Genomic DNA, 15,355 nt, shown 5'->3' on the forward strand with positions numbered 1-15,355 from the left:
CAACCTCCCGGGAAACCGCGCGGCTGGACTCGGTACCGGGGCGCGTCGGGGTCATGCCATCCCCTGTTCTCGGAGCAGGCCGGCCAGGTCGTACAGGCCGTCCCGGGTGATTCCGTCGCTGGACAGCGGAAGTTCCCGCATCGGGTACTCGACGGCCGACAGGCGCCGCCGGATCGCGGCCTCCACCCGAACCCGCCGGGCGTGCTCGGTGATCTCGGTGGCCAGTTGGCGGCTCCTCTCCTCGGGCTGCTCCAGCATCGCGGCTTTGAGGCCCCGAGTGAGTGCCTCGGTGTCGAGCTCCCCGGCCGCCGCTGTTTCCAGCGTCCGCGCGTCGAACAGCGGGTCGCGCACCATGTTGACCACGAGGGAGCCGACGTTCAGCCCGATCCCGTTGAGGTCGGAGATGCCGTCCAGGCATTCCTGCGCCGGCATCTCCTCCAGTAGCGAGACGCAGTGCACCGCGGTCTCGGGTGAGCGTATGGTCTCCATGACCTTGTCCGCGTGATTGCGGATGGGGCCCACCCGGGCCAGCCCGGCCACTTCGGAGTTGACGTTCAGGAACTGCGCGATCCGCCCGGTGGGCGGGGCGTCCAGCACGACGGCGTCGTAGACGAACGGCGCGCGCGTGCCATCCCGGCCGCCGCGCCGGCGATCGGTGCCGGCCCTGCGGCGTACCGCCTCGGTCGCCTTGCCGGTGACCAGTACGTCGCGGAGCCCAGGGGCGATGGTCGTCGCGAAGTCCACGGCGCCGAACCGCGAAAGCATGTTCCCGGCGCGGCGCATGCCGTAGAACATCTCCAGGTACTCCATAAGGGCCGCCTCGGCATCGACGGCCAGCGCGAGGACATCCCCGCCGCCGGGGGCGGCGGCTACCTTCCGCTCCTCGTACGGCAGCGGCGGGCAGTCGAAAAGCTGGGCGATCCCCTGCCGTCCCTCGACCTCGACCAGCAGCACGCGTCCGCCGCCGGACGCGAGCGCCAGGGCGAGCGACGCGGCAACGGTGGTCTTTCCGGTGCCCCCTTTGCCCGTCACGACGTGCAGCCGGACCCTTCCTTGGTGCCCCTCGCGTTCACGTGCGCTCACCCCATGGAGTCTAAGGTCGTACTCATGGCCTCGCTCTGTTCCCCACGCGTTCTAGGGTGTTCACGCACCACCCGCCGGGTGGTTACCCGCGTCCTTGGCAGGCACGCGGGTCAACGCAAGAGTTGGTAAGTAAGGTGGCGCCCATGACGAAGTGGGAGTACGCGACGGTGCCGCTGCTGTCGCACGCGACGAAGCAGATCTTGGACAACTGGGGAGAGGACGGATGGGATCTCGTCTCGGTCATCCCGGGCCCCGCTGTCGATGGTGACCCGCGCAACCAGCAACTGGTCGCCTACATGAAGCGCGAGAAGCAGTGATGTTGAGCCCGGAGCAGCGCCTCGCGGAGCTCGGTTGGACACTGCCCGACGTGGTAGCGCCGCTGGCCTCCTACACCCCGACCGTCCGGACCGGCGACCACGTCTACGTTTCCGGTCAGGTTCCCCTGGTCGGCGGCGCGCCGGCCGGCACCGGCAAGGTCGGGGCGGAGGTCACACTCGAACGGGCGGGGGAGCTGGCGGCGATCTGCGCGCTCAACGGCATCGCTGCTCTCAAGGCCGAGCTCGGGGAGTTGGTGAGAGTCCGTCGGGTGGTCAAGGTGCTCGGGTTCGTTGCGAGTGATCCGTCCTTCCATGAGCACCCCAAGGTGATCAACGGGGCCAGCGACCTGATCGGTGAGGCCTTCGGCGCCGCCGGCGTGCACGCCCGCAGTGCTGTCGGTGTCGCGGCGCTTCCCCGCGACGTCCCGGTCGAGGTGGAGATGATCGCCGAGGTCGGTTGAGCGGTGCTTTCGGCCGGGGTCGCCGGGCCACCGCTGCAGAGGTACGGCCCGGCGACGGCGCTTGTTCTCAACCGCAAAGGACGACCGCGATGCAGATGGAACACCCCCACCACCGCGATGCTCGCGAGGGCGGTGGCATGCCGAGGGAGCCCGACCACGCGGCCACGGTGATGCTGCTGCGCTCGAACGGGGCGAGTACGGCCCCGGAGGCGGAGGGGCTGGAGGTGTTGCTGCTCCGGCGGGCGCGGACGATGTCGTTCGCGCCCAGCGTCTACGCGTTCGCCGGCGGGCGGGTGGACCCCCGCGACGCGGACCTCGGGGCTCCCGGGGAGGATCCCGCTCCGTCGTGGTGGTCGGGCCCCGATCCGAAGCTGTGGGCCGAGCGGCTCCGGGTGCCGGTGCCGTTGGCCCGTGCGCTGGTGTGCGCTGCGGTCCGTGAGACCTTCGAGGAATCGGGCGTGCTGCTCGCCGGGGAATCGGCCACGGACGTCATCACGGACACGCGAGGCGACGACTGGGAGGCCGACAGGCGGTCGCTCATCGAGCGGTCGCTTTCCTTCAGCGCCTTCTTGGAGCGGCGCGGCCTGATACTGCGCTCCGACCTGCTGCTGCCCTGGTCGCGGTGGATCACCCCGCGCAAGGAGCCCCGGCGCTACGACACCCGCTTCTTCGCCGCTGTCCTGCCCGAAGGGCAGCAGACCCGGGACTTCGGTGAGGAGCACGACCACGTGCTGTGGATGCGCCCGGACGACGCCGTAGGGCGCTGGCGGCGCGGCGACCTGGCCATGCTCACCCCCACCGTGGCCACCTGCGAGGAGCTGGCGAACTGCGGTTCACTGGAGAGCGTAATGGCCGCCGAGCGGGATATCGTCCCGATCGAGCCGGAGGTGCGGCAGGTCGGTGGTGAGCTGCGGGTGGTCGTGCCGGGCGGTATGGAGTACCCACTGTGACCCTCCGGAGCGCCGGCCAAGGATAATTTCCCCGAGTGGCGCCATGGGGAACGAAACGAGGTGCGATGCGGATCGACGGCTCAGGCACACTGCGCGCGAGCTGCGCACTGTGTCCCAACCCCGGCCCTATGACACTCGACGGCACGAACACCTGGACGCTGCGCGAACCGGGCGCGCGAAGCGTGATCGTGGTCGACCCCGGTCCGAACGACGAGCGGCACCTGGAGCGCGTGGCCCGGACGGTCCAGGAGCAGGGTGCCCAGGTCGCGGTCGCATTGCTGAGCCACCACCACGACGACCACACGGGTGGGGCACGGTACTTCGCGGAGCTGACCGGGGCGCCAGTGCGCGCGCTCGACCCGGACTTCTGCGTGGGCGGTTCTCCGTTGCGCGACGGCGAGACGGTGCGCGCCGACGCTCTGGAGGTGCGGGTCGTTGCCACTCCCGGGCACACGAAGGACTCGCTGTCCTTCCACATGCCCTCTGACGAGGTCATCCTGACCGGCGACACGGTGCTCGGCCGCGGCACCGCGGTGATCACCGACGACGGCGGGCTGGCCGACTACCTGGACTCCCTGTACCAACTGCGCGACCTGGCCCACTCCGCCGATGTCCGCGCACTGCTTCCCGGACACGGTCCGATCTGTACCGAACCGATGCTGAAGCTCAACGAGTACATCAGCCACCGCGAGGACCGGCTCGCCCAGGTTATCGACGCCGTGACGGCCGGTGACCGCACACCGGAGGAGATCGTCGCGCGGGTCTATGCCGACATCGATCCCGCGGTGCGCCCCGCGGCGCTGTCGTCCGTCCGGGCGCAGCTCCGTTACCTGGCCAAGCGGGGAGACATCCCCGTGGAGCTGGGAGAGGAGATATAGGTCGGTGATGGGGGTGCGTGGCGCGGCGTCCAACGAAAGTGGCGACGAAGGCAGCGGATGGGTCGTATCGCGGGTGACTGTGGGGACGTTCTCGGCGCTGAACATGTCCGCACGGTCGGTTTCGGTGCCGCGCTTGCCCGGAGAACGCCCGACGCGACGGGCCCGGCCGTGGGCCGGGCCCGATCGTCCATCGCGTGGTGCGCCGATGAACGGCGCAGTGCCAGGGTTGGCGTCAGCGCGCGCGGCGGCGCATCCGTTCGGCGTCCAGGAGCACGACGGCCTTCGCCTCGATCCGCAGCCAGCCGCGCAGCGCGAACTCCGCGAGCGCCTTGTTGACGGTCTCCCGGGATGCGCCCACGAGCTGGGCGAGCTCCTCCTGAGTGAGGTCGTGGTGGACGTGCAGGCCGTCCTCGCCCTCCTTGCCGAACCGGTCGGCGAGGTCGAGGAGCTGCTTCGCGACCCGCCCCGGGACATCGGTGAAGACGAGGTCGCCCATGACGTCGTTAGTCCGCCGCAGCCGGTTCGCGAGGGACTTCAGGAGCTGCATGGCGACACTGGGCTGACCCGCGATGAAGGGGCGCAGGTCGGCGTGGCCCAAACCGGCCAGGACCGTGTCGGTCACCGCCACCGCGCTCGCCGTTCGCGGGCGCGGGTCGAACAGCGACAGCTCACCGAACATCTCGCTCGGACCGAGCACGCTCAGCAGGGTTTCGCGGCCGTCCACAGCGGTACGGGTCAGCTTGACCTTCCCGCTTGTGATCACGTAAAGCCGGTCGCCCTCGTCTCCCTCGGAGAAGAGCGTCTGCCCTCGACCGAGGCGAACCTCGCTCACTGAGGCGCGCAGCGCGGCGGCGCCCTCTTCGTCGAGCGCCTCGAAGAGAGGTGCCTTGCGCAGCACCTCGTTGGTCTCGTCCACCAGTTCCTCCTTGCAGCCTGACCGTCAATAGTGTGACGTATATCGCACCCCAGTGTGAAACCAGGTCGTTACCTCGGCTTGTCTCTCAGGTGACGACAGGACCGCCACAGCCGACGGCAGCTACCTCGATTTTAGTCGCATTGGGCCCTGGCGCGGCTCCCGGCCTGCCGGAGTCCCAGTGGGACAGACCTTTGTCCCGGCTCGCCAGGTTCCCAGCCCCCGCCTTGTCCGGCCGGGTGCCAGACCGTGGTCGCGCGGGGATACGTAGGCTTTGGGGTGTGCCTCGCGATACATCCAGCTCCTCCGCAACGTCCGAACCCACGGGAGATTCCGTTACCCCGACCAGTGAGTCACGCCTCGCGCTGGTGAGACGTGCCCGACGTATGAACAGGGAATTGATCCGGCTGTATCCCGATGCGCACTGTGAGCTTGATTTCACTGGTCCCCTTGAGTTGCTTGTCGCCACAATCCTTTCCGCCCAGTGCACCGACAAGCGTGTGAACGCTGTAACTCCCAAGCTGTTCCAGCGGTACCAGTCCGCCGCGGACTATGCGGCCGCCGACCGGGAGGAGCTGGAGGGCCTCATCCGCTCGACCGGTTTCTTCCGCAGCAAGGCCAACAGCATCATCGGACTCGGCCAGGCCCTGTGCGAGCACCATGGGGGCGAGGTCCCCGCGAACCTGGACGACCTGGTGCGGCTGCCCGGGGTGGGGCGCAAGACCGCGAACGTCGTGCTGGGCAACGCCTTTGCGGTTCCCGGCATCACGGTGGACACCCACTTCGGGCGGTTGGCCCGCAGGTTCGGGTGGACAGCGTCGAGCGATGCCGTCAAGGTCGAAAACGATGTCGGAAGCCTTTTTCCGGCTAAGGACTGGACTATGCTTTCGCACCGGATGATCTGGCACGGGCGGCGAATCTGCCACGCGCGGCGACCCGCGTGCGGTGCGTGCGCTCTCGCTCGCTGGTGCCCCGCGTTCGGTGCCGGGCCCACCGACGAGGAGGAGGCGCGCGCGCTGGTCCGGAACGGGCCGTTCTCATGAGCGGACAGGGCTTGGAGCGAGGCCGCGCCATGGGGTGGGGCGGGCCGGAGCACCACGCCGAGACTCCCGAATGGCTGTCGGCTCTCGCCGCGGCCGCGCAGCGGATGCCGGTCCCGAGCCGGATGCGCCCGCCGGAGCACGGGGGCCGGCGCTCTGCGGTGCTCATCCTCTTCGGCGCGGGCGACCGCGGGCCCGACATCCTGCTCATCCAGCGGAAGAACGGGCTGCGCCGGCACTCGGGGCAACCCGCGTTCCCCGGCGGCTCCATCGAACCCTCTGACCTCAGTGCCGAGGACGCCGCCATCCGCGAAGCCGAGGAGGAGACCGGGGTACGCCCGGATGGAATCGAGCTGATGGGCCGGCTGCCCGAGCTCTACCTGAGCCGCAGCGACTTCCGGGTCGTTCCGGTGCTGGCCTGGTGGCGCGTGCCGTCCGCGGTCCACGCCGCCGACACCGGCGAGGTCGACGCTGTGACCCGCGTGCCCCTGGCCGACCTGGCCGACCCCGGTAACCGGGTGCGTGCGCGGCACCCCGACGGCTCCTCCGGCCCCGCGTTCCAGGTCCACGGGATGCTGGTGTGGGGCTTCACAGCCCAGATCCTGAACCAGCTCCTCGTCCTGGGCGGGTGGGAGCGTCCCTGGCTTGACGCTGGCACCGAGGAGACGGTGATCGCGGTCCCGCCGGTCCCGCCAGAGCCGCCGGAACGGGGGAGTGCCTGAGGTGATGGGCGTCAACGTGCTGGACCTGATCCTGGTGGTCCTCGTTCTGCTCTTCGCTATGTCGGGCTACCGCCAGGGGTTCATCGTCGGCGTCATGAGCTTCGCCGGCTTCATCGGCGGCGGCGTGCTGGCCGCGCTCGGTGCCCCGCCGCTGATCCAGGACCTGGTCGCGAACGCCAGCCAGCAGGCGCTGCTGGCGATCGCCGTCGTGTTCCTCTGCGCGGCCCTGGGACAGTTCCTCGCCTCCTATGTCGGTGCCCTGGTCCGGAACCGCGTCACCTGGGACTCCGCCCGGGTCCTCGATGCCATTGGCGGAACCCTGGTCAGCGGGCTTTCGGTCCTTCTGGTGAGCTGGCTTATCGGCAGCGCGGTGGCGAACTCCGCCCTGCCCGTCGTCACCAGTCAGGTGCAGCAGTCGAGGGTGCTGCACGAGGTCGACCGGCTCATGCCCGATGCCGCCCACACGTGGTTCTCGGCGTTCCGCAAGATTGTTGACCAGAGCGCGTTCCCGCAGGTGTTCAGCGGTTTGGGTACCGGGGAGCCGGCCGAGGTGGAACCGCCCGACCCCGAGGTGCTGGCCACTCCGGAGCTGCGCGAGGCCAGCGAGAGTGTCGTGAAGGTGCTGGGGACGGCGCCCGAGTGCCAGCGGCGAGTCGAGGGTACCGGCTTCGTCTACGAGGACGGGCGCGTCATGACCAACGCCCACGTCGTCGCCGGTGTCACTGAGGACCTGCGTGTGGTGACCCGTTCCGGCCAGCAGTTGACGGCCACCGTAGTGGTCTACGACGCGCAGCAGGACATCGCCGTGCTCGACGTGCCCGAGCTGAACCTGGAGCCGCTGGACTTCGAGACCGAGGCGGCCAAGGGTGACGACGCCGTCATCGCGGGCTTCCCCCGGAACGACGGGTTCACCGTGGTCCCCGCACGGATCCGTGCGGAGCAGACCGCCCAGGGGCCCGATTTCTACCACTCGGAGCAGGTCAGCCGGGACATATACCAGGTGCGCTCGGTCGTACGCCCCGGCAACTCCGGTGGCCCGCTGCTGTCCCTGGACGGGACCGTTTACGGTGTCGTGTTCGCGGCCGCCACCAACGAGGACGAGACGGGCTATGTGCTGACCGCCGAGGAGGTCTCCGAGAACGCCGAGACGGGCGCGGCGAGCAGCGACCCGGTATCCACCCAGACGTGCGACTGAGCGTCGCCTCTCAGGGCGCGCAGCAGCGTGAGCGGGGCGCCGATTGGGCACGCGAACGGAGACCTCGGCGAGGTCTCCGTTGTGCGCTCCTCAACTGACCGAGAGGGGTGACTCCGGGTCGGCGTCGGTGTTCCCCAAGGGCCAGCTCATGCGGACCACTGTGCCGCCTTCGTGCGGCTCGATGCTGACGTCGTCGGCCAGTCCGACAATGACGGCGAGCCCGACGTCGGGAGACAACCCCGCGACATCCCCCGGAAGCATCTCCTCCGCCTCCTCCAGGTAGGCGCTAGCGCTGTCCGGGCTGTGGCTGTTGAGAGCCGAGCTCGCCTCCTTGGCCGGTGCCCGGTCGGACACGACGACCTCGAAACGCTGGGCCTTGTGCCCGTTGGGTGGTGTGGCCGGGATCGGCGGGTCGCCCTGCCCGGCGGTAAGCGGACGTTTTGCGGTGCCGTCGATCAGTTCGAGCTGGATCGGCTGGTCGGGGCAGTGCACCCGGTGTGCCTCCACAGCCCGGGAGCATGCCTCACCGACCGCCAGGCGAACTTCGTCTAGGGCGGACTCGGCGATGCCCGCCCGGCGGGCCACGGCCGTTGCCATGAGCCGCGCCGTTCGTACGTGGGCGGGCAGCGCACTGATCGTGAGCTGGACGATTGCCATCGCTCGCTCGTTACGTCGTTACTTCGACTTACGCTTGTCGATGGCTTCCTGCACCGACTCGTAGATGCCGAAAACCTTGGTCAGGCCGGTGATCCGGAAGATCTTCAGGATGCGCTCCTGGGTGCAGACGAGGTCTAGAGTGCCGTCGTGGGCACGTACCCGCTTCAGGCCGCCCACGAGCACCCCGAGACCCGTCGAGTCGAGGAACTCCACCTTCTCCATGTTCACCACGAGGTGGACGTTGCCCTTGTTGACCAGATCGATCAGGAGCTCACGCAGCCGTGGCGCGGTATAGACATCGATCTCACCCTCAACGACGACGATCTCGGTGTCGTCCTCGGTGTAGTGATCAAGCTTCAAGTCCACAAGTCCTCCAGCGCCGAACCGCGATATACCGCGAGTGATCTCTGCCGGGCGTTACCCCACAGGGCGGCATTCAACCACGCTTGCCCGTCACGTCTCCCTGCTGTTCACCAGGAAACCACGACACCGCGCGTCTCTTCCCCCAGATGCCAGACTGAAACCGTCAATCCATCCAACCAATGCCGTTCCCGTGACGTGCGGCACCTGCAAGGAGGATGTCGAGTGAGCCTATGGGAATCGACACTCCAACGGTTGTGGCGTGACGATACCCGGATCTCGCGGGTGACACATGTGGAGCGGCTGGTACGTGGCGACGGGGTAACCGAAGACTGGCCAAGCTGGACACCTTCCCCCGTGCTGGAACGGCTGACGGAACTGGGAATCACGGCCCCGTGGTCCCATCAAGTCGCCGCCGCGGACGTCGCTCGCTCCGGCAACAATGTGATCATAGCCACCGGCACGGCGTCGGGGAAATCGGTGGCTTTCCTGCTGCCGTGCGCCGAGGCGATCGCCGCAGGCGGAACCGTACTCTACCTCTCCCCGGCCAAGGCTCTCGCCGCCGATCAGCGCAGGTCACTGGCCGATCTGGGGATCCCCGGGCTGCGTGCCGCCACCTACGACGGCGACACCCCCACAGATGAGCGCGCGTGGGTGCGCGCGCACGCCAACTACGTGCTCACCAACCCCGACATGCTGCACCACGCGATCCTCGCCCGGCACGCGTCGTGGGCCGGGTTCCTGCGCCGGCTTCGCTACATCGTCATCGACGAGGCGCACCGCTACCGCGGGGTCTTCGGGTCGCACGTGGCGCAGATCGTGCGGCGCCTGCGCCGGGTGTGCGCGCACTACCGGAGCGCGCCGGTCTTTATCCTGGCCTCGGCCACTACGGGAACCCCGGAGGAGAGCGCGGCCAAGCTGACCGGCCTGCCGGTGCGCGCGATCACCGAGGACGCCTCTCCCCGGTCGGCCCTGAGCTTCGCGATGGTCGAACCGGAACTGACGGATCAGGTGGGGGAGAACGGCGCCCCGATACGCCGCACGGCGACGGCCGAAGCGGCCGACATCCTGGCCGAGCTGGCGCGCGCCGGGGTGCGCACCCTCGCGTTCGTCAGGTCTCGGCAGGGGGCGGAGTCTGTCGCCATGTCCGCACGGCGGGTGCTCGGTGTGGACGCGCCCGCCGATCCGCGGTCCCAGGGCCCTCCCGGCGGCGGAGAGCCGCCAGCCAGTGCGGCGCCGCCCCCGGGCGTGCGGGAGAGCGCCGATGGCGGGACGAGGAGCCTGGCCGATCGGGTGGCGGCCTACCGTGCCGGATACCTCGCGGACGAGCGGCGCGAGCTGGAGGCGGCACTGCGGAGTGGCGAACTGCTGGGCCTGGCCACCACGAACGCCCTGGAGCTCGGGGTCGACATCACCGGCCTCGACGCCGTGCTCATCACCGGCTGGCCGGGAACGCGGGCGTCACTGTGGCAGCAGGCGGGCCGTGCCGGGCGCCGGGGTGAGGACGCTGTGGCGGTCTTCATCGCGCGCGACGACCCGCTCGACACCTACCTCGTGCACAACCCCGGCGCGATCTTCGGCCGTTCCGTGGAGGCCACCGTCCTGGATCCGGACAACCCGTATGTGCTGGGCCCGCACCTGTGCGCCGCTGCGTCGGAGATTCCGCTCACCAAGGACGACTTGGCGCTCTTCGGGCCGGAGGCCGAGGAGGTGCTGGCCGGGCTGGTCGAGCGCCGGATGCTCCGGAGACGGCCGCGAGGTTGGTTCTGGACTCGGCGCGACCGGGCCAGCGGCCTGACCGATATCCGGGGTGGTGGGGGCGCGCCGGTGCAGATTGTCGACAGCGGGAGCGGTCAGCTCCTGGGGACGGTCGATGAGGCGGCCGCGCACGGAACCGTGCACACTGGCGCCGTCTACCTGCACCAGGGGATGACCTACCTGGTCGACGAGCTCGACCTGGACGAGGGCGTGGCGCTGGTCCGCTTCGGTGAGCCCGGCTACAGCACGTGGGCGCGGGACGTCACCGAGATCGAGATCCGGGGTGTGCAACGCGAGCAGGACTGGGCGCCGTCGGCCACCGTGCACTTCGGTGAGGTCGAGGTCACCCGCCAGGTCGTGGGCTACCTCAAGCGGGACGTCCGTACCGGGTCCGTGCTCGGCGAGCAGCCGTTGGACCTGCCCGAGCGGACGCTCAGCTCGCGCGCTGTGTGGTGGACGCTCAGTGCTGACGCAGCGGAGAGCCTGCGCAAGGACGATGTGGACCTCCGGGGGGCGGCGCACGCCGCCGAGCACGCGGCCATCGGGTTGCTGCCGCTCTTCGCGACCTGCGACCGGTGGGACATCGGCGGAGTCTCCACCGCCCTGCACGCCGACACCGGGCGGCTGACCATTTTCGTCTACGACGGCCACGAAGGGGGCGCCGGTTTCGCCGAGCGAGGCTACGCGGCCGCTCGGGACTGGCTCACCGCCACCCGCGAGGCCATCGCCACCTGCGAGTGCGCGGACGGCTGTCCCTCCTGCATCCAGTCGCCCAAATGCGGCAACGGCAACGATCCGTTGAGCAAGTCCGGTGCGCTCCGCCTGCTGGACACCATCCTGGAGCGGAAACCGGACCGGAACTAGCGGCGCCATGCGGAAACGGTCGCGGCCCCCACAGGCGGGGCCTGTGGGGGCCGTCCGGTCGGGACTCGGTTGGTCGGGTCGTTCACGCCGTGCGCACCGAGGCGGGCTCGGTCGCGTCACTGCCGCGGCGGCGGATCAGCGGGTCCAGAGCCCAGCCGCCCGGTCCCAGTACGGCGATGAGCAGGAATGCCCAGCAGTACATCGCCGACAACTCACCGCCGTTGATCAGCGGAAGCAGCCCTTCGGGCTGGTGGACCACGAAGTAGGCGTAGGCCATGGAGCCCGAGGCGAGCGTCGCGTTCGGCCGGGTGAACAGGCCGGCGAGCACAAACGCGCCGCAGACCAGTTGGATCAGCGCCGCCCACCAGCTTGGCCAGACAGCGAACTCGACGGCGAGCCCGGTGCCCTGGTTGCCCCCGAGCACCCCGAACAATGAAGACACACCGTGGAGCAGGAACAGCAGTCCGGTCACCATGCGGAACAGTGAGAACACCGGTCCGCGGAGCTGGTCCAGATTCATGGGATCACCTCGGATGTGAGGTAGCGGGTGGAACGGCCGGGGCGGGCTGGTCCGCCCCGGCCGTGGGGAGCGGATCAGTCCTCGGCCAGGTAGCCGACCATGATCCCCATCACTCCGGTATGGGAGTGGCCTTCGACGACGTACCGGGCTGAGGTCTCCAGGACGTCGCCTTCCTCGACCCGGCCCAGCTCGCCGCTGCATGGCGGCATGTCCGAGATCTGGCCGTGCCCCTCCATGTCGATGAACTCGGGAGAGCCGCCTTCCTCGGCTGTGATGTGGCAGAGCTCCGTGCCCTGGGTGGTGTTCTCGGTCCAGAGGGAGTGGCCACCGTGGTGCAGGTGTCCGCGCGAGTGCACGAGGTCACCGGAGACATCGGATGTCCAGGTGTTGGAGTCGGTGGTGTCACCCTCGGGGATGTCGTAGGCGCTGCCGAAGCAGCCGCCGACGTCCAGCCAGAGCGGCGTGAGCGGCTGCATGTCGCCGGCCTCGGAGGCGTCCACGTAGGTGAAGTCGATCTCGATGTTGACGTCCTTCGCCTCCGCGGGATCCATGTTCATCAGGTCGTAGTTCATGTGCCATCTCTCGCGGTCCTCGATCTTCATCCCGTATCCCTCTGGGAAGTCGGTGGAGATCCGCTCGTTGCCGGACGAGAGCTTCCGCTCCGAGCCGGGGCACACGGCGTCCCGCGCGCTGGAGTTGAAGATCACGTAGTGGTGCAGCATCGGACCTTCGTTGACGTGCGCCTCGGTGCCGTCCTCGTAGGTCATCTTCGGGGTGAAGCCAGTGATGAAGCAGTCCTCACACGGCTTGTCGATATTCAGCTCGATGCCGCCCTCTTGGCCGTGATGCGCGTGCTCGTCCTCCTCGTCGCCGCTACCGGGCCAGCCGCCAAGGCCACCCGCGGCGGTGGCGGCGCCTTCCTCGGCGTGCTCGTGACCGCCGTCCTCGCCGGAGCCGTCCCCACCTTCGTGGTCACCCTCGGCGGCGGGAATGGTCCACGGTCCGTACGTGACGGTCGTGGACTCCTCTTGGGCGGTGCCCTCGCCGCCTTCCTGAGCGGCCTCCTGACCACTCTCCTGTGCCGGTTCCCGCGGTGCCGGTTCTTCCTGCGTGTCGGCAAGAGCGGTTCCGGAGTTCCCGGCCGCCAATAAGCCGAGTGCCAATGCCATGGCGGCGGTGGACGCGAACCTTCGTAGGGACACGATTCCTCCTCGTCGTCCTAGGGGGTTCTCGGGTGCGTATACGGAACAGATCGGACCGTTGAGTCCCGGTCCAATCCGTGAACGTGAAGGCCCAAGTTCGCGACGTGGTCGGCTTTGGGCAGGGCACTCGCCCCTTCGCTCGCACCGGTCGCGAACGTCGGGTGGGCCCTTTCACGGGGAATACCGGCCGCTTCCCTAACACTTGTGAAGCGAAGCCGGATGGAATACAGGCATGGGTGGCCTGTCGCGGCATCATTGCGCGCGCTAATCGCATTCCGACCGGTAGCGGGTGGCCGGACGAATGCGTTCGTCACTGTTGCAATCCGCATATTCGGTTCTTCATAGCAGAGTGGCGCTTAGTGTACGCGGTGTCAACACACAGTGAAGCAGAAAAAATCAAATAAGTTTCCATCCGTCCTGACCAGGAAATTCTCCGTCGTTTCCGTGTCGCTTTGCAGAAGGACAGGTGGTTTCACGGATACGCGCCAATACGAGGGCTCGAACATTCCGTAGAGATGTTCCGCGGCGCGTCTTTTCGTGTGTATCTTTCCTGGTAACGCGAGGGATAGGGAATTGCTGGGCGCACTCGCCGCTGATCGTTCGAAGGTTCGTCTGTACCCGTCGCGGGTGCTCGGAATGTTTCGCCGGGACGAGGTCGAAGAAGGCCGAGCTGGCCAATTGCGCGGAGCGCCGCGACGCCGGCAACGAGGAGACCCGCGACGATACGGAACGCGGAGGGATCTTCGTGTCGCTGCTGCGCGGGGGCATCACCAAACGGGCGGAGCGGTGGCCCCCCACGAGTTGCCCGGTGATCCTGTACGAGCTGGTAGACGCCCTTCAGGCGATGCTGTGCTCCCGGTCATTCGCGGCACGGCCAGCGCGCCGCCCGAACAGCCGCGTGATCGGTGTCGCGGTCACCCCGTGGACAAGAACGGAGGCACAGATCACGAGACTGCCCACCGTCCACACCAGACTGTTCGACGTCTCATGCAGCGAAAGGTTGGCGTAGAACAGTGCGGCGACCCCGATGGGACCGAACCAGCCAAGGAAGGCGGCCTCCCGCATCCCGTGGACCGACCTCATGAACGGGCTCAACGCGACGAAAACGGGCAGGCGGCGCAGCAGCAGGACGGCCACGACCAGTACCGGGCCCCGCCAGCCCAATGCGGCCCACTCGGACCACGGCAACGTGAGCCCGAGCAGGACGAAGACCGGAAGCAGGAAGAAGTCGTTGACCGCGTCCTGCACGTTCTCCTCGTCTCGCTCCTCCTGCTCGGATATGACGCCTCGGAACACGAGCCCGGCGACGAACACACCGAGCAACCCGTTGGTTCTGGCCAGTTCCGTGATCCCGAGCACGGTGATGGTCAGCGAGAGGCTGAAGACGAGGTAGGAGGTCCGGGGCACGAGAGCACTGCGATCCGCCCATGACAAGGCCCGCCCCGCCAGATAGCCCAGAACCCCGCCGAGCGCCACCACGGCGAGCACCTCCCACAGCAGGACCCGCACTAGCCACTCTTCCAAGGCGGCCCCCGGAGGGTGCGCCAGCATCAGAACCGCCAGGAACACCAGCGGATAGCTCAGTACGTCGTTGGCTCCCGCCTCGGCGGAGAGGAAGTGGCGCATCCGCTCGGGAAGGTTCCGCTTGGCTATGCTCCCCTGCACGATCGTGCTGGAGATCACCGGGTCGGTCGGGGTGATGACGGCCCCCACGAGCAGCGCCACCCAGATCGGGACCGCGAGGATCAGATGGGTGGCGAGCCCGCTCACCACCCACATGGCGATCATCACCGGCCCCAGCACGATGAGGAGTGAACGCATGTGCGTGTACAGGTAGCCAGGGGGCAGACGCAGGGCGATAGCCATCAGTGACATCGCCACCGTGAGCCGGGCGGCCTGTTCCAGAAGGTAGGACTCCTCGCCCCACTCGGCCGGTGTGAGCAGGCCCGACACCTCCGGTCCCAGCAGGACGCCCAACAGGAGAGCGAGCAGCGGGCCGGACAGCCAGAGCCGCCTGACCGGGACGGACAGCAGCCCCAGCAACAGGACCGTCCCCCCGATCGCCGTAAGCCCAATATCGAACGTCATCCCACTCCCGGTCCGAGTCTCGGTGCCCTCGTCCGCCACCCGGTCATGATGCCGCTGCCACTATCCCCGAACAGGACAGGAAAACCGGACGCTCTCATCGATGGCCGACTGGTGCCGGTGGGCACCAGAGAGAGGCCACAGCCCTCCGGTCTTGTGGGCTCCGGTCGACCCCCAAGGTCGAAGGCGGCGGACGGGCAGTACTCAAGGCCGTACTCGACGCCGATGAGCGCATCGTTGGGCCATGACCCGCGCCGCCCAAGGGCCGGAGCTGGGTGGTGTTCCCCCTTCGAGTGGACCCAGCTCCCCGCGCGGGTCCGCTCCCTGCCCACCGACGTGACGGCGGGCGG

At 68.6% G+C, this 15,355-nt stretch carries 15 protein-coding genes; 8 read left to right on the forward strand and 7 right to left on the reverse strand.

The window, feature by feature from the left end; genetic code table 11:
• Positions 1-51 precede the first annotated feature (51 nt).
• Positions 52-1,083: an ATPase BagA gene (gene bagA / locus F4561_RS31475; protein ID WP_184585304.1), complete on the reverse strand. Its 1,032-nt coding sequence runs from the start codon at positions 1,081-1,083 to the stop codon at positions 52-54.
• Positions 1,084-1,226: 143 nt separating this feature from the next.
• On the opposite strand from bagA, the gene F4561_RS31480 reads away from it, so the two are divergent.
• From F4561_RS31480 to F4561_RS31495, 4 genes are all read left to right on the forward strand, one after another.
• Positions 1,227-1,400, forward strand: coding sequence for a DUF4177 domain-containing protein (locus F4561_RS31480; RefSeq protein WP_184585305.1), 174 nt, complete (start codon positions 1,227-1,229; stop codon positions 1,398-1,400).
• Positions 1,400-1,861 carry a RidA family protein gene (locus F4561_RS31485; RefSeq protein WP_184585306.1) on the forward strand — a complete coding sequence of 154 codons (462 nt, stop codon included), beginning with the start codon at positions 1,400-1,402 and terminating at the stop codon, positions 1,859-1,861. The genes F4561_RS31480 and F4561_RS31485 overlap by 1 nt, the downstream gene beginning before the upstream one ends.
• An 89-nt stretch (positions 1,862-1,950) precedes the next feature.
• Positions 1,951-2,811, forward strand: coding sequence for an NUDIX hydrolase (locus tag F4561_RS31490; RefSeq protein WP_246438196.1), 861 nt, complete (start codon positions 1,951-1,953; stop codon positions 2,809-2,811).
• 65 nt (positions 2,812-2,876) lie between these two features.
• Positions 2,877-3,689, forward strand: a complete 813-nt coding sequence (locus F4561_RS31495; RefSeq protein ID WP_184585307.1) for an MBL fold metallo-hydrolase — start codon at positions 2,877-2,879, stop codon at positions 3,687-3,689.
• 232 nt (positions 3,690-3,921) lie between these two features.
• On the opposite strand, the gene F4561_RS31500 is transcribed toward F4561_RS31495, so the two are convergent.
• Positions 3,922-4,605, reverse strand: coding sequence for a Crp/Fnr family transcriptional regulator (locus F4561_RS31500; RefSeq protein ID WP_184585308.1), 684 nt, complete (start codon positions 4,603-4,605; stop codon positions 3,922-3,924).
• Positions 4,606-4,883: 278 nt separating this feature from the next.
• Between F4561_RS31500 and nth the strand changes: the two genes are divergently transcribed.
• Genes nth through F4561_RS31515 form a run of 3 tightly spaced genes read left to right on the forward strand, consistent with a single transcriptional unit; the run spans position 4,884 to position 7,559 of the window.
• Positions 4,884-5,645, forward strand: coding sequence for an endonuclease III (gene nth / locus F4561_RS31505; RefSeq protein WP_312885742.1), 762 nt, complete (start codon positions 4,884-4,886; stop codon positions 5,643-5,645).
• A gap of 29 nt (positions 5,646-5,674) precedes the next feature.
• Entirely contained in the window at positions 5,675-6,364 is a 690-nt protein-coding gene (locus F4561_RS31510; RefSeq protein ID WP_184585397.1) for an NUDIX hydrolase, read from the forward strand.
• A gap of 16 nt (positions 6,365-6,380) precedes the next feature.
• Complete coding sequence (locus F4561_RS31515) at positions 6,381-7,559, forward strand: MarP family serine protease (RefSeq protein ID WP_184585398.1); 1,179 nt, start codon at positions 6,381-6,383, stop codon at positions 7,557-7,559.
• 90 nt (positions 7,560-7,649) lie between these two features.
• On the opposite strand, the gene F4561_RS31520 is transcribed toward F4561_RS31515, so the two are convergent.
• Both F4561_RS31520 and F4561_RS31525 read right to left on the reverse strand, forming a co-directional pair.
• The gene (locus F4561_RS31520) at positions 7,650-8,216 is read right to left on the reverse strand and encodes an ATP-binding protein (protein WP_184585310.1); all 567 of its coding nucleotides are present in this window, start codon (positions 8,214-8,216) and stop codon (positions 7,650-7,652) included.
• Between the two features lie 18 nt (positions 8,217-8,234).
• Positions 8,235-8,582: an STAS domain-containing protein gene (locus F4561_RS31525; RefSeq protein ID WP_046469214.1), complete on the reverse strand. Its 348-nt coding sequence runs from the start codon at positions 8,580-8,582 to the stop codon at positions 8,235-8,237.
• 219 nt (positions 8,583-8,801) lie between these two features.
• On the opposite strand from F4561_RS31525, the gene F4561_RS31530 reads away from it, so the two are divergent.
• Positions 8,802-11,198 (forward strand): DEAD/DEAH box helicase, encoded by a 2,397-nt coding sequence (locus F4561_RS31530; RefSeq protein ID WP_312885743.1) that lies wholly within the window; start codon positions 8,802-8,804, stop codon positions 11,196-11,198.
• Between the two features lie 82 nt (positions 11,199-11,280).
• On the opposite strand, the gene F4561_RS31535 is transcribed toward F4561_RS31530, so the two are convergent.
• The 3 genes from F4561_RS31535 to F4561_RS31545 form a co-directional block, all read right to left on the reverse strand.
• Positions 11,281-11,718 carry a DoxX family protein gene (locus F4561_RS31535; RefSeq protein WP_184585311.1) on the reverse strand — a complete coding sequence of 146 codons (438 nt, stop codon included), beginning with the start codon at positions 11,716-11,718 and terminating at the stop codon, positions 11,281-11,283.
• Between the two features lie 74 nt (positions 11,719-11,792).
• Positions 11,793-12,920 (reverse strand): hypothetical protein, encoded by a 1,128-nt coding sequence (locus F4561_RS31540; RefSeq protein WP_184585312.1) that lies wholly within the window; start codon positions 12,918-12,920, stop codon positions 11,793-11,795.
• 837 nt (positions 12,921-13,757) lie between these two features.
• Positions 13,758-15,008, reverse strand: a complete 1,251-nt coding sequence (locus F4561_RS31545; RefSeq protein ID WP_184585313.1) for a cation:proton antiporter domain-containing protein — start codon at positions 15,006-15,008, stop codon at positions 13,758-13,760.
• Between the last annotated feature and the right edge of the window lie 347 nt (positions 15,009-15,355).

This window comes from Lipingzhangella halophila (assembly GCF_014203805.1).
In the GTDB taxonomy this organism is placed as follows: Bacteria; Actinomycetota; Actinomycetes; order Streptosporangiales; family Streptosporangiaceae; genus Lipingzhangella; species Lipingzhangella halophila.